Origin of the sequence: Sphingobium sp. PNB, from assembly GCF_019873065.1 — a bacterium.
GTDB lineage: Bacteria > Pseudomonadota > Alphaproteobacteria > Sphingomonadales > Sphingomonadaceae > Sphingobium > Sphingobium fuliginis.
The window spans coordinates 34,228-50,602 of sequence record NZ_JAINEZ010000007.1 but is presented as its reverse complement, the minus strand read 5'-3'; the positions used below and the strand labels follow the sequence as shown (position 1 = coordinate 50,602).

General features: G+C 63.8%; 17 protein-coding genes. 6 read left to right on the top strand and 11 right to left on the bottom strand.

Translation table 11 applies throughout. The features are described from left to right. Positions 1 to 10 precede the first annotated feature (10 nt). Entirely contained in the window at positions 11 to 799 is a 789-nt protein-coding gene (locus K7W03_RS04370) for an SDR family oxidoreductase (protein ID WP_222885690.1), read from the bottom strand. Positions 800 to 929: 130 nt separating this feature from the next. Then, the gene (locus K7W03_RS04365; protein ID WP_061934486.1) at positions 930 to 1,559 is read right to left on the bottom strand and encodes a TetR/AcrR family transcriptional regulator; all 630 of its coding nucleotides are present in this window, start codon (positions 1,557 to 1,559) and stop codon (positions 930 to 932) included. 83 nt (positions 1,560 to 1,642) lie between these two features. Between K7W03_RS04365 and K7W03_RS04360 the strand changes: the two genes are divergently transcribed. Both K7W03_RS04360 and K7W03_RS04355 read left to right on the top strand, forming a co-directional pair. After that, complete coding sequence (locus K7W03_RS04360; protein ID WP_222885689.1) at positions 1,643 to 2,257, top strand: EthD family reductase; 615 nt, start codon at positions 1,643 to 1,645, stop codon at positions 2,255 to 2,257. A gap of 11 nt (positions 2,258 to 2,268) precedes the next feature. Continuing rightward, positions 2,269 to 3,063 carry an SDR family NAD(P)-dependent oxidoreductase gene (locus K7W03_RS04355; protein WP_061934482.1) on the top strand — a complete coding sequence of 265 codons (795 nt, stop codon included), beginning with the start codon at positions 2,269 to 2,271 and terminating at the stop codon, positions 3,061 to 3,063. On the opposite strand, the gene K7W03_RS04350 is transcribed toward K7W03_RS04355, so the two are convergent. Further along, a complete protein-coding gene (locus tag K7W03_RS04350; RefSeq protein WP_222885688.1) occupies positions 3,056 to 3,229 on the bottom strand; it encodes a hypothetical protein in 174 nt (57 codons plus the stop codon). The genes K7W03_RS04355 and K7W03_RS04350 overlap by 8 nt on opposite strands. Between K7W03_RS04350 and K7W03_RS04345 the strand changes: the two genes are divergently transcribed. After that, the gene (locus K7W03_RS04345) at positions 3,228 to 4,202 is read left to right on the top strand and encodes an SDR family NAD(P)-dependent oxidoreductase (protein WP_025552002.1); all 975 of its coding nucleotides are present in this window, start codon (positions 3,228 to 3,230) and stop codon (positions 4,200 to 4,202) included. The two genes, K7W03_RS04350 and K7W03_RS04345, sit on opposite strands and share 2 nt — an antisense overlap. 182 nt (positions 4,203 to 4,384) lie before the next feature. Here the strand turns inward: K7W03_RS04345 and K7W03_RS04340 are convergent, their stop codons facing one another. From K7W03_RS04340 to K7W03_RS04310, 7 genes are all read right to left on the bottom strand, one after another. Next, positions 4,385 to 4,906, bottom strand: coding sequence for a MarR family winged helix-turn-helix transcriptional regulator (locus K7W03_RS04340; protein WP_061934563.1), 522 nt, complete (start codon positions 4,904 to 4,906; stop codon positions 4,385 to 4,387). 42 nt (positions 4,907 to 4,948) lie between these two features. Further along, positions 4,949 to 6,172: a cytochrome P450 gene (locus K7W03_RS04335; RefSeq protein ID WP_226869691.1), complete on the bottom strand. Its 1,224-nt coding sequence runs from the start codon at positions 6,170 to 6,172 to the stop codon at positions 4,949 to 4,951. A gap of 134 nt (positions 6,173 to 6,306) precedes the next feature. Next, on the bottom strand, positions 6,307 to 6,624 hold the full coding sequence (locus K7W03_RS04330; RefSeq protein WP_099186904.1) for a 2Fe-2S iron-sulfur cluster-binding protein: 318 nt from the start codon (positions 6,622 to 6,624) through the stop codon (positions 6,307 to 6,309). Positions 6,625 to 6,645: 21 nt separating this feature from the next. Then, the gene (locus tag K7W03_RS04325) at positions 6,646 to 7,887 is read right to left on the bottom strand and encodes a cytochrome P450 (protein WP_099186903.1); all 1,242 of its coding nucleotides are present in this window, start codon (positions 7,885 to 7,887) and stop codon (positions 6,646 to 6,648) included. A gap of 54 nt (positions 7,888 to 7,941) precedes the next feature. After that, positions 7,942 to 8,556 carry a TetR/AcrR family transcriptional regulator gene (locus tag K7W03_RS04320; RefSeq protein ID WP_025551994.1) on the bottom strand — a complete coding sequence of 205 codons (615 nt, stop codon included), beginning with the start codon at positions 8,554 to 8,556 and terminating at the stop codon, positions 7,942 to 7,944. 43 nt (positions 8,557 to 8,599) lie between these two features. Then, positions 8,600 to 10,195 carry a GMC family oxidoreductase gene (locus K7W03_RS04315; protein ID WP_099186902.1) on the bottom strand — a complete coding sequence of 532 codons (1,596 nt, stop codon included), beginning with the start codon at positions 10,193 to 10,195 and terminating at the stop codon, positions 8,600 to 8,602. Then, the gene (locus K7W03_RS04310; RefSeq protein ID WP_222885687.1) at positions 10,192 to 11,328 is read right to left on the bottom strand and encodes a serine hydrolase domain-containing protein; all 1,137 of its coding nucleotides are present in this window, start codon (positions 11,326 to 11,328) and stop codon (positions 10,192 to 10,194) included. Before K7W03_RS04310 ends, K7W03_RS04315 begins: the two co-directional genes overlap by 4 nt. 90 nt (positions 11,329 to 11,418) lie before the next feature. On the opposite strand from K7W03_RS04310, the gene K7W03_RS04305 reads away from it, so the two are divergent. Beyond that, a complete protein-coding gene (locus tag K7W03_RS04305) occupies positions 11,419 to 12,171 on the top strand; it encodes an enoyl-CoA hydratase/isomerase family protein (RefSeq protein WP_222885686.1) in 753 nt (250 codons plus the stop codon). Positions 12,172 to 12,216: 45 nt separating this feature from the next. On the opposite strand, the gene K7W03_RS04300 is transcribed toward K7W03_RS04305, so the two are convergent. Then, positions 12,217 to 13,509 (bottom strand): cytochrome P450, encoded by a 1,293-nt coding sequence (locus K7W03_RS04300; protein ID WP_222885685.1) that lies wholly within the window; start codon positions 13,507 to 13,509, stop codon positions 12,217 to 12,219. A gap of 474 nt (positions 13,510 to 13,983) precedes the next feature. On the opposite strand from K7W03_RS04300, the gene K7W03_RS04295 reads away from it, so the two are divergent. Together K7W03_RS04295 and K7W03_RS04290 are read left to right on the top strand one after the other, a co-directional pair. After that, positions 13,984 to 15,741: an N-acyl-D-amino-acid deacylase family protein gene (locus K7W03_RS04295; RefSeq protein WP_222885684.1), complete on the top strand. Its 1,758-nt coding sequence runs from the start codon at positions 13,984 to 13,986 to the stop codon at positions 15,739 to 15,741. A gap of 69 nt (positions 15,742 to 15,810) precedes the next feature. After that, complete coding sequence (locus tag K7W03_RS04290; protein WP_171009950.1) at positions 15,811 to 16,359, top strand: nuclear transport factor 2 family protein; 549 nt, start codon at positions 15,811 to 15,813, stop codon at positions 16,357 to 16,359. Positions 16,360 to 16,375: the final 16 nt, after the last annotated feature.

The window sequence follows — 16,375 nt, the reverse complement described above, 5'->3', positions numbered from 1 at the left end:
CGCCGCATCGTCAACCGGCCAACGCAGCCAGCACCGATGCCTTTTGCGCCAGCGCTCCGCGCATATCCCCGCCCACCGGCAGGCGCAGGGGCAGCGTTTCGCCGTCGAGCGCCGCCAATATCGCCTCCGCCACCGCTTCCGGCGGGCGGGCGGCGGTGGCGTAATAGCCGTCCAGCACCGTCTTGCCCTGCCCCGACAGAAAGCCGTAATCGGCAATGCGGAGCTGCGCCTCGCGGGTGCCATGGCTGATGAAGCGGGTGGCGATCGCGCCCGGCTCGACCAACATGGTGCGAATGCCCAGGGCTGCAACCTCCAGCGCCAGCGTTTCGGTCAAGCCTTCCAGCGCGAATTTGCTCGCGCAGTAAGCGCCGAGGCCGGGCGTGCCGTTCAGACCGCAGCCCGACGACAATTGAACGATCGTGCCCGATCCGCGCGAGCGGAAATGCGGCAGCAGCGCCTGGGTCAATGCCCAGGGACCGAAGAAATTGACCTCGAACAGCCCGCGCGCATCATCCAGATCGACCTCCTCGACCGCGCCGAACAGGCTCTGCCCGGCATTGTTGACCAATATGTCCACATGCCCGGCCGCCAGCGCTTCGCATGCAAGCCTCAAAACCTGCCTGGGATCGCTCATGTCCGCGACGATTCCCCTGGTGCGGCCTGCGCCCTCCGCTTCGAATGCGCTGATCGCTTGCGCGTCGCGGGCGGCGCCAGTGACATGGTCGCCCCGCGCCAGAGCGGCTTTCGCCAACGCCGCGCCGATGCCGCTCGAAATGCCTGTGATCAGCCAGCGCCTCATATCCCGTCTCCTCGACCACTCGCCCCCAGGCGTCTCAGAAAAGCGCGAGGTCGACAATCGGAGGGAGGAGAAGCGCGTAAACAATGCATGCTTGATGCATGTTCCTATCGACATGGATGCCGTCTGCCGCTCAGCGCTCTATCCCTCGCAGGAACAATGCGACCACGCGGGTCGCCCATTGCTGCCGAAACGCCTCGTCCGTGAAGTCGTCGGTCAGGAGGAAACGCAGCCCGCCATTGGCCAGATTGATGAAGTGCTGGGCCAGTTGGGCGGGATCGTCGATCTCGTACCCCGCCTCCCGCAAATGGGTGAGATAGGCGGTTATCGGCGCCACCGTATCAGCGATATGGCCGTGCAGCCGCTTGGCTATGTCGGGGAAGCGTTCCTTCGCGGCGATGGCGAGACGAAGCAGGGCGATCCGCTCCGCCTCCGCCACTTCGCCGGTGATGCGAAGGGCGAAGTCCGTCAGCACCCCGGCGGGTTCCCGTCCCTCGGTCGCGATGCTTCGCACATCGCTGCGCATGGACGCGACGCTGTGGAGGGCGACGGCCTCGAACAGCGCGGCCTTGTTGTTGAAGCGGGCATAGATTGTCGCCTTGCTGACCCTGGCGACGGCGGCGATATGGTCCATGCTCGCGCCGGCATAGCCGTGCATCAGAAAGGCGCGCGCCGCTGCCTCGATCAGTTCGGCCTCGCGCACCGGCGCATCCGCATTGGTCGGCCTCCCCCGGCGCGGTCTTGTGATGTCTTCGCCGGGCACGCTTGCTCCATCGAAATAAAACTATACCGTTTATTTTATTAAATGCGAGTCGGTCGCGCAAGAGCGATCAGGGAGAGGGCAAGATGAAGCGGGTCATCCTTTTGCGCGGACCGCGATCCGTCATGGCCGCATCCGCGCCCGAATGGGCCGCGGCGCAGACCTGGGCCAAGGCGGCCGAGCGGATCGTCGTGCATAAGGGGCTGAATGCTCCGGCTGAGCCCGGCGGTGTTCCGACGCCGCCGGTTTACGATGCGGTGATCGAACTTTGGTCCGACGCCGCGCTCGATGCCCACAGCATCCGCTCCGATTGGAAAGAGGTGGAGGTGCGCTCCTCCGCCCAGGTCGTCGGCAAGGCAGCGGCTGCGCCCTTGCCGACCGGCATCACGCCGGGCCTTTCCCAGCTTTCCTTCATCCGCGCCATCGAAGCTTTGCCGCGACAGGATGTGGAACGGCACTGGGACGAACATATCCCGCTCGCCTGCGAAATCCATGTCGGCATGAACCGCTATGTGCAGGATCGTTTTTCGCCGGCGGTTCCCTGGTTCGGCATGGCCCATCTTCATTTTCCAAGCGAAGCGGCGCTGCGCGACGGGTTGTTCAGAAGCCCGGAGGACATCGCCGTCATTACGGCGGACGTGGCCGAGTTCGTCAGCGATTACGCGACCATGATCGCCATCGAGCATATCGTGAAAGCATAGGAGAGACAGGCATGGACCTTGGACTGGCAGGCAGGCGCGCGCTGGTGACGGGCAGCAGTTCCGGCATCGGCGCGGGCATAGCCCGACTATTGGCGGCGGAAGGCTGCGCCGTGATTGTGCATGGCCGCGATGCGGAAAAGGCGCGTGCCGTGGCGGATTCGATTGGCCCCGGCGCCTGCGTGGCGATTGGCGATCTTTCCACCGATGCTGGGGCGGATGCGGTGGCGAAGGCAGCCGGGGAGGTCGACATATTGGTGAACAATGCCGGCGGCGCCGTGGGCACCTCTGCCATGCATTGGACGGAGGTGGACGAAGAGGGTTGGGAGGGTACCTATCAGCTCAACGCCATTGCCGCCGCGCGGTTGATCCGGCGGCTTCTGCCCGCGATGCAGGCGAAAGGATGGGGCCGCATCATCAACATCGCCAGTGCCGCGGCCACGCAGCCCATTGCCTTCGGCCCGGATTATGGCGCGGCCAAGGCGGCCATGCTGAACATGACCGTCAGCCTGGCGAAGGCACTGGGACCCTGCGGCGTCACCGCGAACAGTGTCAGCCCCGGCATGATCCTCACTCCGGCGGTCGAGGCATGGCTCGGCAATCTCAAGCGGAACATGGGCTGGGGCGACATTTCTCTGGAGGAAGCAGAAGCCCGCGCCGCTCGCGAGTTGACGCCGATCCCCGTCGGCCGCATCGGCCGGGTCGAGGAGATCGCCCATGTCGTCTGCATGATCGCGAGCCCGCATGCCGGATACATGACCGGCGCCAATGTCCGCGTGGACGGCGGTCAGGTCCAGAGCGTCAACTGAGTGCCCTGACGCCTGTTTTCATCGAATAGCCGATCTTTCTTGCCCATGCTGGCGCCGATCCGGCGAAGGGATAGGATCGCCCCGGCTGCCGCTCGCCGTGGATGACCGCCTGTTCGCGCGTGACGAACGCATGGGCCGAAAGAGAATGGAAGAAGAGGATGGACATGACCGATTTGCGTTTCGACGGCCGCGTGGCGATCATCACCGGCGCGGGCAACGGTTTGGGCAAGGATTACGCGCTGGAGCTTGCCCGGCGCGGCGCGAAGGTCGTCGTGAACGATCTGGGAGGCAGCGGATCGGGGCAGGGACAATCGCATAATGCGGCGGACCTGGTGGTCCAGGAAATTCGCGGCAAGGGCGGCGAAGCGGTCGCCAATTACGACAGCGTGTCGACGCGACAGGGAGGTGCAGCCATTGTCCAGACCGCGCTCGATGCCTTCGGCAAGGTCGACATCTGCATCAACAATGCAGGCTTCCTGCGCAATGGCCGGTTCGAAGATCTGACCGATGAGCAGATCGACGCGATCATCGACGTGCATCTGAAAGGGGCCATCTATGTCGCCCAGCCCGCCTATCGCGCAATGCGTCGAAACGGCTACGGCCGGTTCCTTTTCACCGGTTCGGCATCCGCCATGTTCGGCCACGCCTGGCAGGCCAATTACGCGGCGGCAAAAGGCGGCCTCATGGGCCTCAGCCATATCGTCGCCATCGAGGGATCGGCCTATGGCATCACGTCGAACCTGCTGCTGCCCACCGCGCAATCCCGGCTGGCAGCGGAAATGGACGCTGGTTTCATGGAAATCCCCGCCTTTGCGGAGGCGGTGCAAGGCGCCGATTACGCCGCGAGCGAGGGCCGTATCGAAGTGGCGTTCAATACGCCGCTGGCAGTCTATCTGGTCAGCGAACAATGCACTTCCACCCACGGCATCTATTCGCAGAATAGCGGCCGTTACGCGAAGGTGCGCATCTGCGCCGCCGATGGCTGGGTTGCGCCGATGGGGCCTATGCCGCCCAGCGTGGAGGATATTGCCGCTCACTGGGGCAGCGTCACGGACGACGCCATCGTTCATGAACCTCTGACCGTCTATGATGAATTCACCGCCGTTGCCAAAGCGGCGCGCCGCCAAGGCCTGATCTGACCGGAACATGCCTCGCCGGTCGCTGGCGGACCGGGCATCGGGCTAAAGCATCGGGCGGAAAAGCCTGTTCTGAGCCTGTCGAAGGGCGAGAACCGGTTTTCCGCCCGAAAGGATGCGGAAACGGAATTTGGAGCGCGCGACCTGCGTCCGATTCAGTGCAGCGCGCTCCAGACCTGGCGGTGCTACAGCCCGCCGATGAATTCGCGGTCGAACCGCTGGTGCAGGTCGCCCAGCAGCCGGGACAAGGTCTGCCGGTCGGTGGGGCTGAGTTGGCGGAAGAAGCGGACCAGCTTCGACTGCGCGGCAATGTCGACAATGGCTCGCTCGATGAGCGCGCGTCCCGGCGGCGTCAGCGCCAGGTCGAAAACCCGTCGGTCCTCCGGGTTGCGCTGGCGCTTCAGCAAGCCCGCCTTTTCCAGGCGCGCGATCCTGGTCGAGATCACGGCATTGGATATATGGAGGGTGGAGGCGAGATCGGTCGCCCGGTGCGGCATGTCCTGATCGATCGCCAGCGTGCCGAGAAGGTCGAGATCAGCGAAACTATATCCCAGCTTGCCCGCGATGCCGTCCAGATCGGTCGTGACCAGATGCCCGACCGTGAACAGATGCCAGAGCGGCCCGAAATGCTCGCTCTCCATCTCGGGCATGCGCTGTGCATAGAAGGAACGGCCGGCGTTGAGTTGGTCCAGAGGCTTGCGAGGCATGTTCGCGCTGCCCTCCACCGGCATGGAGCTATCGACGGCGGCTCAGGGCCAGCACAGGTCCAGACTGAGCACACCGTTGACCATGCCCGTCGCCAGTACCGGCTTCGTCCCCGGCTTGATGCGGAAATCCGGAATGCGGCTCAGCCATTCCTGGAGGAAAATGCGAATTTCCCGCCGCGCCAGCACTGCGCCCGGACAGGCATGGGCTCCGTTTCCGAACGCCGCGTGCACCGGCTTTTCACGGCTGAAATCCACCACCAGCGGATCTGCGTTCACCCGGTCGTCCGTACCGACCCAGAGATTGGCGGGCAATATGCGGTCGCCCGCCTGGAAATATACGCCCTTATATTCGAGGTTCTCGGTGATCACGCGGGACGTATTGGCCAGACCGTGGCGACGAATCATCTCCTCAATCGCATGCTTGATGAAATCCTCATCATCCAGCCGCTCGACCAACTGACGGCGATGACCTGGATTCAGCGCCAGGAAACGGGCGATGAAACCAATCATGCCGGCCACGGTGTCGAGCCCGCCGAACAACACCAGCGTTGCGTAACTGACGGCCTCCATCTCGGAAATCCGACCTTCACCGACATTGACGTTGACCAGCTTGCTCAGCAAATCCTCTCCGGGATTGTCGCGACGGGCGCGAATTTCATCCATCAGATAACCGCCCATTTCCTGCTGCGCCTGCAACCGTATTTCGGCGGTGTGGCCGCGCACCGAACGTTCCGCGATCGGCAACAGGCGATGCTTGTCGGAGATCGGCAGATCGACCAGTTCCAGGAAGACGTGGATGGGGAGGATCTTGGCGAAATCCTCGATGAACTCGCATTCGCCCCGCGGCAGCACGCGCTCTATCGCCTCCACCGCGACATCGCGCACCTTGCTCTCCAGTTCGGAGACCACGGCAGGCATCAGCGACTGCATCAGCGGGCGCCGGTATCGCGCATGTTCGGGTGGGTCCATCTCCAGCGGGATCTGGCGTGGCGTGCCTTCCGGCATCGGGGGCAGGACGATGTGCTTGTGCGAGAAATGATGATAGTCGCGCTGCATCGCGATGATGTCGTCGCTGCGGGTTGCAACCCAGTGACCGCCATTATGGGGGGTCCAGAATATATCGGGATTGGCCTGCTGGATCGCGGCATAGGCCGCCTGCACATCCTCTGCCGACCCCGGAATATCGTAGATGTTGAAATCGCGCACCAGCGCGGCCGGTACATGGTCGGGACGCGGTGCCAGCTCGCCTTCAGCCACGCTTGTCATGTCAGCGCTCATTCTCTGTTTTCCCTCTCCGAAACTGTCTTGACCCAGGGGGCAGGCGAGGCAAGGGCCGCGTCTGCGGATGGGTCAGGATTTCACAGATGCGATGGATCGCGGCTCCTGCCGGTCGCCGCCCCTCAATCCTCCGGCGCAATCGCGACGCGCAGGCCGTCCAGCTCCGCCGTGAGAGGAATCTGGCAGGACAATCGCGAATATTCGTCGCGATGTTCGGAACTGTCCAGCAGGTCGCTTTCATCCTCGCTGACCGTCGGCAACAGCCCGAAGAAGGCCGGGTCGACCTTCACATGGCAGGTCGCGCAGGAACAGCATCCTCCGCAAAGCGCCAGCATCTCGTCGATCCCGGCATCGCGGATCGCTTCCATCAAGGACAGTCCAGTTTCGGCGGCAATTTCCCTTTCCGCGCCATCGCGGGTGGTGACGATCACATTTGGCATATTGGGTCCCCTGGATGAAGATCAGTCGCCGAAGCGGACATGGAGATGCCTGGGCACGCGCATCATCGAACCGCGTATCTCGGGCCGCGGCTTGTCGGGGTCGAAGCGCAGATTGGGCAGATGATCCAGTACCGCATGCAGCGCGCGGGTCATCTCCACCCGCGCCAGATGCTGGCCGACGCAGATATGCGGTCCGCGCGAGAAGGAGAAGTGCGCCTTGCGCTCGCGGAAGATGTCGAACTTGTCGGGATCGGGGAAGATCGCCGGGTCGCGATTGGCGGCGCCCGCCACCACGTCGAGCAGCGATCCGGCCGGAATTTCGACGCCGGCAAGCACCACATCCTGTTTCGCCATGCGAAGCTGCACGGCGACGGGGCCGTCCCAGCGCAGCGCCTCCTCGATCGCGACGGGAATGAGCTTTCGGTCCTCCCGGATGGCGTCGAGCTGGTCGGGATTTTCCAGCAGCGCGGTCAGCAGCACGCTGGTCCCGCGATAGGTGGTGTCGCCCGCCGCGTTCATCAATTGCCGCAGGAAGGAGATCAGCACCAGCGGCGGCAGATAATCGCCGTCCACTTCGGTATTGGCGAGCAGGCTGACCAGATCGTCGCCCGGATTGCGCCGCCGTTCGTCCACCAGCGCGGTGAAATATTCGCCCAGCTTGCGCGATGCCTCCTGCGCCTTGTCGATGTGCATATAGTCGGTCTGGCCAATGGCCAGCCGCTGGAAGGTGCGTACATCCGATTCCGGGAGATCGAGCTGCTGATAGATCACCTCGAAAGGATAAAGCAGGGTGAATTGTTCGATGAGGTCGGCGCGGCCGGTGCCCATGAACCTGCCCATCAATTTATGAACCACCGGATCGACGATGGTTTCACCCCATGTTTTCACATATTGGGGCAGGAATATTTTCTGGAAGATCTTCCGCCAGCGGCCATGTTCGGGATTGTCCATGACGCTGATGCTGCCCTGGCCGAAGGTTTCCCCGATGTTGAACCTGTAGCCATGGTTGGAAAAGCTGTCGGTGTCGGTCAGGACCGTCAATATCTCGTCCGAACCGACGATCGTGAACATTTTGCGATCCGGGTAAGTGGCGGATTGCAGGCCCATTTTGGGGCGGTAATCGCCTTCCAGCACCGGGGTCTGCGCCCGCCATTTCGCGATCTTCGCATAGGGATCGAGCGTGTCCCCGAAATTGATGTCGTCCGCGCTGAACGGATCGTAGCTCGGATCGTCATATTCCTGAATTCTGACGGCGGGTTCCATGGCCGGAATCTCTCCTATGAAGCATATGCTACATAAGTCCGGCCGGTCGGGCTGTCAATCGATGGGCGGCCCCACCAGCGACTGGGCGATCAGTTGCTCCAGCACGTCCAACACGGCCTCACGGCCCGGCGGATCGGGAAAGAGCGCGTCGCGCAGGATCACGCTGGCGGCGATCATGCCGAAGCCCAGCCGCACGCCGATGCCAAGGTCGAAGGGCGGATCGATTCCCGCCAGCGCATAGCGTTGACGGACCTGATCGACCGACTGCTGGAAAAAGGGGGCCAGGCCGCGCAAGCCGGGCGCCGCATCCTCGCCGCCGCTTGGCGGTCCGGCGAGCAGGGCGCGGAACATCGCCTCATTGCCTTCGAACAATTCATAGACCTGTCGGGTGAAGCGGCGCGTTTCCGCCTGTCGGGGGAATGGCGCGGTGGGATCGGGATGGAGTTCGACGAAGTCGGCCATCAGCGCGTCGAACGGCGCGATCACCACTTCATTGAACAGTCCCGCCTTGTCGCCATAATAGCGGAACAGCAGGGTTTCGCTGACGTCGGCCAGACGCGCGATCTCCCGCGTGGTGGTGCCGCCATAGCCGCGCTCCGCGAACAATTGCCGCGCTGCGTCGCAGATGCGCTGGACCACATCCTCGCGCGTGCGCCGCCGCCGCCGCATGCGCCCGCCATCTTCGGCGGAGGCGGTTTCGTCTGTCAGGATTTTAGCGATTGCGCCCCTCCAAGATAATGTCGGCCGCATTCCATGCCGACGCCATGATCGGCCCGTTGGTATTGGCCGAAACCATCATAGGCATGATCGATCCATCCATGACGCGCAAGCCGTCGACACCCTTCACGCGCAGTTTTTCGTCGAGCACCGCATCGTCGAAATCGCCCATGCGGCAGGTGCCGCAGGCGTGATAGCCCGCCTGGCCGATCTGGCGGAAGGCCGAGAGGATTTCATCGTCGGTCCGGAGCGATCGGGTCGGCTCGCGCTCCCCCGCGATCATCGGCGCGATGGCGGGACGGGACATCCAGTCGCGCAGATAGCGGTGCATCGCGACCGTGACCGCGCAATCATAGGGATCGGTCAGATAGCCCGCGCGGATCTTCGCCGGAGCCATGGGATCGGCCGCCGTGATCCGCACGGACCCTTCGCTGCGCGAGCGCAACGGATAGCCGAACAGGGTGATGCTGTGCGCCGCATCCGCGACCATATTGCCCTTGGCGTCCGGCGCCGCGACGGCAGGGGAAAGCAGGATTTCGACGTCCGGCGTCTCCGATTCCGGCAGGACGGTCGCGAAGGCGCCGACATTGCCGTAGCCCGCCGCCATCGGCCCGGTGCGGGTGAGATAATAGCGCAGCACATTGCCGACCAGTTTCAGGCCGGCCAGTTCCTTGTTCTGGCTGTGCGGAACGGCAAGGTCGTAGACCATGGAGAGCAGGCGGTGTTCCAGCATATGTTCGCCCACGCCCGGACTGTCGGCCACGACGGGAATGCCCAGGTCGCGCAACAGTTCGGCCGCCCCGATGCCGGAGCGCTGAAGGATTTGCGGCGACATCAGCGCGCCCGCGCTGACGATGATGTCGCGGCCGCTGGCGAAGTCCCGGGCGACGCCGTTCACATGGGCGCGGACGCCGGTTGCGCGCTGGCCGGTGAACAAGACCTTGTCGACGATCGCGCCGGTGACGATGCGCAGATTGGATCGGCCCCGCGCCCGTTTCAGAAAGGTCTGGGCCGCGCTCTGCCGCTTGCCCTTCCAGATGGTGCGCGGCGTATAGCCCACGCCGGCCCGGCCCGACCGGTTGAGATCGTCGACGCGGGGCACGCCCATCTGCTCGCCCGCCGCGATGAAGGCTTCGGTCAGCGGATCGCGCATCGGTTCCACCGAGATGCGCAGCGGCCCGTCGCCCCCGCGCAGCGCGTCGCCGCCCAGCTCATGCCCCTCCATGGCGCGGAACGCCGCGCCGATCCGGTTCCATCCCCAGCCTTTCGCGCCCAGCGCTTCCCAGCCGTCATAATCTTCGGGCTGGCCGCGGAAATACATCATGCCGTTGACGGAAGAGGAGCCGCCCAGCATCTTGCCGCGTATCCAGGTTTCGGCGGGAATGCCCTCATGCTCCTCGGTCTGGAAATACCAGACATGGCGGGGGTCGGTGTAGAGCTTTGCGGCGCCGCGCGGCATGTGGATGAAAGGGTTGCGGTCCTCCGGCCCCGCCTCCAGCAGCAGCACGCCGTTAGCCGGATTTTCCGACAGGCGGTCGGCCAGCACGCATCCGGCGGAGCCGCCGCCGACGATGATATAATCATAGGTCATCGGAGCGCCGCCCGGATGGCGTCGCCAATGATGGTGCGGCTGTCTTCCGCAATATCGACCGTATCGAACATGCGGTTGTGGCAGATGCCGACCGCCAGCTTCAGGTCGGGGTCGGCCCAGCCGATATTGCCGCCCATGCCCGGATGGCACAGCGCCCGCATGTTGCGAGGGGCGGATACGGGCGGATTTTCCGCGCCGCCCAGCCAGAAGCCGGACCAGGCGATCGGCACGACCATGCCGAAGAAGACGGGATCGGCGTCCTTGAAATGCGGGCGCGGCGCGGCGAAGCTGGCGACGCGTTCCTCCGACAGCAGGCGGACGCCGTTGAACTGCCCGCCATTGGCCAGCATCGCCCAGAAACGGGCGTTGCTCCGCGCGTTGAAGATGCCGCCGACCGCCGGAATGCAGGCGCGGCGCACATAGGGGCGTTCGAACGGATCGGGCATCAGGTCGACGATCAGGGGCTGCGCCTCCCGCATCATATTATTGTCCGGGGCGACATAGACGGCGGCGGCGTCCAGCCTGGCGATGCGGGGTTCGACGGCATCGGCTATGCCCATCCACAGATCGGCGGCGCCCAGCGGGTCCGCTATCTCCTCCTTGATGAACTGGCCGAAGGGGCGGCGTTTCGGATCGGTCCGGCGCACCACTTCGCCCACCATCCAGCCGAAGGTCATCGACTGGTAGGAGGAGCGGCTGCCGGCGGGATAGACCCCCTCCATCTCCGCGATGCGGCGGCACATCCAGTCCCAGTTGGTCATCAGTTCGGGCGTCACATCGGGCGGCATGCGCAGCACGCCAGACACATGGGAAAGGACGTGGCGGAGGGTGACGTCGCCCTTTCCGGCCTGGGCGAATTCGGGCCAGTAGGCGGCGACGGGCGCATCATATTCGACCAGGCCCCGTTCGGCCTGGATATGCAGGGCGGTGGCGGTCACCGCCTTCGACACGGAATAGACGTTGAACAGCGTGTCGCCGTCGACCGGCCTGCCCGTGGCGGCATCGGCAAGGCCCGCCCAGCAGTCGACAATCTGCTCCTCGCCCAGCCAGGCGCTGACCTGAATGCCGATTTCCTTGCCCTCCGCGACAAGCCGGTCCAGCACGTCCTGAACCGCGTCGTTGACCTTCGTCATCCTTCCAATCGCCTTTCCTGCTTGCCATGGCGTCGGCGCCAGTTATCAAGTATGCACTTGATAGCACGGAAAAGGACGAGGGGAAGAGCGATGGGCAAGGCGTTCGACAATATCATAATGACGCAGGATGACGGGATCGTCGAATTGCGCATCCACCATCGCGGCGGCCCGGCCAAATGGGCGCTCTGGGGCGGGTTGCACAGGGAATTGGGCATCGCTTTCGCGCAGGTCGCGGCCGATCCCGACGCGCGCGTGCTGCTGATCACCGGCACGGGCGACAGCTTCTGCGCGGAGTTCGACATGGACTGCGACATGCCGCAAATGAGCGCGGCGACGTGGGATGTGATCTTCCGCGAGGGCAGGGCGCTGCTCAACAATCTGCTGGCGATCGAGATACCGGTGCTGGCTGCCGTCAACGGACCCGCCTTCATCCACGCGGAGATCGCGCTGCTGGCCGATGTCGTGCTGGCGGCCGAAGGGGCCGCCTTTGCGGACAGGCCGCACGCGCTGGCCGGCGTGGTGCCGGGTGACGGCGTGCACAGCATCTGGCCGATGCTGCTGGGGCCGAACCGTGGGCGCTATTTCCTGATGACGGGGCAGGAGATTGGCGCGGCCGAAGCCCTGTCGCTGGGCCTGGTGGGGGAGGTGCTGTCGCCCGAAGCCCTGATGCCCCGCGCGTGGGAACTGGCCCGCACGATTGCCGCGCGACCCGCCATTGCCAACCGCTATACCCGCATGCTGCTTACGCGTGAGATCAAGGGGCGGCTGGCCGCGGAACTGGATCAGGGACTGGCCATGGAGGGCATGGCGATCCTTGCGGGGATGCAGGGACAGGCGCGATGATCGCCGCACCGTGTCCATCGCCATTCAGTCCACGAAAAGAGGTGATCAGTCCCAGGCGACAGGCAGTTCGCGTTGTCCCCAATAGATCCAGCTATCGATCCGCTCGGGACTTCCCGTCAGACGCAGATCGGGCAGGCGTTCGACCAGCTTCCGCAAGCCGACCTGCGCCTCCAGGCGGGCGATGGGCGCGCCCAGGCAGAAATGAACGCCATAGCCGAAGGACAAATGCCGCTTCACCTGGTTGAGCGGCCGATCCATGATGAAGCTGTCGGGATCGGGGAAGATGTCCGGATCGCGATTGGCCCCCATCATCGAGAACATGAGCTTGCTGCGTTCGGGCAGCTCCGCGCCATGCATCTGTATCGGGCACAGGCTGGTGCGGAAATGGGAATTGATCGGCGGGTCGAAGCGCAGGCTTTCCTCGATCACATTTTCCACCAGATGCGGCTCGGCCTTCAACCGCTCCCACCGTTCGGGGGCTTCCAGCAGCCGCCAGACCACATTGGTGAGCAGGCTGGTGGTCGTTTCCTGCCCTCCGGTCAATAGCGCGGTGCAGATCTGGAACAATTCCATGTCGTTGAAGCGCCGCCCCTCCACGCGGCTGACGAGACCGAGCGAGATATAGTCGAACGGCAGCACCGTTCCCCAATGTTCATGGGTCGGTTCATCGATGCCCGCGTCGCGCAACAATTGCCTGCGCGCTTCGATCAGGCCCATGAAATGTGGCTGGATTTCCGCGATAAGCGTCTGTTCGGCGTCCGGATTCCTGTCGTTGAACAGCAGCGACTGCAATTCATCCGCCCAGCGCTTGTAATCGGCATGGAGCGCCTGGTCAGCCCCCAGCATGAAACACATGGTCCGGGCAGGCAGCGGGAGGCAGAAGAGATCGTGGAAATTGCCCTGCTTGTCCGCCCGACTTTCCAGTCCGGAGACCAGATCTTCCGCAATCGCCTCCACCTCCGGCAGATAATAGCGCATGCGGGCCGGCGTCATCCCCCTGCGCAGGGCGGCGATATATTCGAGGTGGAAGGGGGGATCGGTCAATATCCCGAAATCGCTGAACGCTTCCCAATCCATGGGTGCATCGCCCCATTTGAACGACCATATGGGATTGTCGGACAGGATCTTGTCGCGAATTTCCTTGTAATCGCTGGTGATGTAGAACTGATATTCCTCTCCCTTATAGTGATAAAAGGGACATTGGGCGGCAAGCGCCGAATAGGCGGGGCCAGGATTGCGGATCGTTTCCGGGTCCAAAGGATCGAAGACATGATCGACCGCAGTCTTCAGCCGCCGTTCCTTGGGCTCCTGTGTCTTCGCCCTGGTGATTTCAGTCATCCCATCCTCCGTCATGATGCCGGACGGAAGCATAAGGGGTGCTGTTCCGGGATTGAACGAAAAGTCCTTTAGGGGCCTAACTATCGGTGGAGTCCTCCGGGCGGCCATTGGTGGGACAGCGCTTAGTCCTTGTGTCGAGGATAGCGGCCCATCATCAGGTAAACGCAGCCCGCCGCCATGAAGCTGGGCAGGACGAACAGGCTGGAAGCGGCCGCAATTTGATTTAACATAAGATATATTATCGTACTTTCGTGGATTTTGGCGTTGCTTCCTTCCTTCTTCCTCCTCCTCCATCGGCCGTGCAGGTATCGCTTATCTGAAATGTGGCGCGGTGCGGGACGAGACGGCTTGGCACATGGGCGGCTATAAGTCAGGCTTCCGTGCTGACAGGATGCAATGGCCGCGATGCAGGCTTTGCGATCGAACTGCTCAATCAGATCACAGGCCCGAAGGCCAAGTTGAGAGGAAGCATTCATGCCCGACTATGATCTCATCATCCGGGGGGGTAGCATATATGACGGCAGCGGCGGAGACCCGTTCGTTGCGGATGTCGCCGTCAAGGACGGGTTGATCGCGGCGGTGGGCGATGTCCAGGGCATCGCGCGGGAAGAGATCGACGCCGCCGGCCGCATCGTCACGCCGGGTTTCGTCGACGTGCATACCCATTATGACGGGCAGATCACCTGGGAGAACAGGTTGGCCCCCTCCTCCGATCACGGTGTGACGACGGTGGTCATGGGCAATTGCGGCGTCGGCTTCGCTCCCTCCCGTCCCGAGCATCGCAGGTTGATGATCAAGCTGATGGAAGGCGTAGAGGACATTCCCGAAGTCGTCATGGCCGAAGGCGTGCCGTTCAACTGGGAAACCTTCCCCGAATATCTGGATGCGCTGGAGAAGCGCGAAAGCGACATCGATTTCGCCGCGCAATTGCCGCACAGTCCTCTGCGCGTCTATGTGATGGGCGAACGCGGCGCCAATCTGGAACCGCCGACGCCAGAGGATCTGGCGGAAATGCGCCGCCTTACTGCGGAGGCGATCCACGCCGGCGCCCTGGGCGTCACCACGTCGCGCAGCTATGCGCACCAGTTCCGCGACGGTCGCCCCGCCCCTTCGGTCAAGAGCGAGGACCAGGAAGTGCTGGCGCTGGCCGAGGGCCTGCGCGACGCCGGCAAGGGCGTGTTCCAGATGGTGCCCAGCTATGACGTGACGGCGGCCGAGCGCATGGACCTGCTGGACGACATTGCGCGGACGTCGGGCCGCCCGGTTTCCTTCACCTTCATGCAGACGCCCAAGGGCGAAGGCGACTGGCAGGAAATGGTCGCCCGGCTGGAAGCCTCCAAGCAGCAAGGCCTGGAAGTGCGCGGCCAGATCATCCCGCGTCCGACCGGCGCGCTGCTGGGCCTTGAACTGTCGATGCACCCCTTCTCCTTCAACCCCAGCTTCCGCGCTATCGAGCATCTGCCGCTGGAGGAGAAGGTGGAACGGATGCGCGATCCGGAATTCCGCAAGAAGCTGATCGCGGAGGAGCCGGACGATCCGCAGGCCTTCTTCGTCTATGTCATCTCCGATCTCGACGCCATGTTCGTGCTCGGCAACCCGCCCAACTACAATCCCCGCAGCGACGAGAGCATCGGCGCCCGCGCCCGCGCCATGGGCGTCGATCCCAAGGAATTGATCTACGACGCGCTGCTCCAGCGCGACGGGCGGGAAGTGCTCTATCGTCCTCTCGGCAATTCGGAAGGCGAGAAGTTCGAAAGCTCCGGCCGCAACCTGGTGAAGAACGACAGGACCTTCCCGGCGCTGGGGGATGGCGGCGCGCATTACAGCATGATCTGCGACGCCGCCTATACCACCTACTTCCTGACCTATTGGGTGCGCGACGCCAAGGGCGACAGGAAGGTCGACCTGCCCTACGCCGTGCGCAAGCTGACCTATGAGCCGGCCCATGCCGTCGGTCTGCACGATCGCGGCCTGATCAGGCCGGGGTACAAGGCGGACCTCAACATCATCGACATGGAAAGGCTGCACCTCTACGCCCCGCATGTCGTCTATAATCTGCCGACGGGCGGACGCCGCCTGCAACAGCGCGCGGACGGTTATGACGCGACGATCGTGAGCGGCGTGGTCACCTATCGCAACGGCCGCTCCACGGGCGCGCTGCCCGGCCGCCTCGTGCGCGGGGGCAAGGAAGCGCCGGAAACCGCGCCCGAAAAGAGCCTGCAGCCGGCCTGAGGGATCAGGGCGGGCGAAGCGGACCGGCCGCCTCGCCCGCCCATGCACCGACAGCGCAAAGGGATTGCCATGACCGAACTCACGCCCGACCTCATCGCCTTCCTTCAGGAGATGAAGGACCGCACCGCCATCCACGACTGCCTGCTGCGCTATACGCGCGGCGTCGACCGGCACGACCGCGAACTGATGCTGTCGGCCTACTGGCCCGACGCTTTCGACGATCATGGCGTTGCGGAAGGCTATGCCGCCGATTTCGTCGACTGGGCGATCGGATGGCATGGCGAATTCCAGACCAGGCATCATCACGCGATCAGCAACCACACGGTCGAGATCGACGGCGACACGGCGCATGGGGAAACCTATTATACTTTCTGGGGCGAGAATAAGGGCGCACCGCCCCAGCTCAGCTTCGGCCGCTATGTGGACCGGTTCGAAAGGCGCAACGGCGAGTGGCGCATTGCCGACAGGGTCTGCGTCAATGAAATGACGGCGACGCTGACGGCGGCCGAAATTCCCGACGAATGGAAGGCGCGCATCTTCAGCACCGGCCCCAACCGGCGTGACAAGAGCGACATCTCCTATGTCCGGCCGCTGGTGCGCAAGGCCGCGGCGGGCTGATTTGCCCGCTCCACTT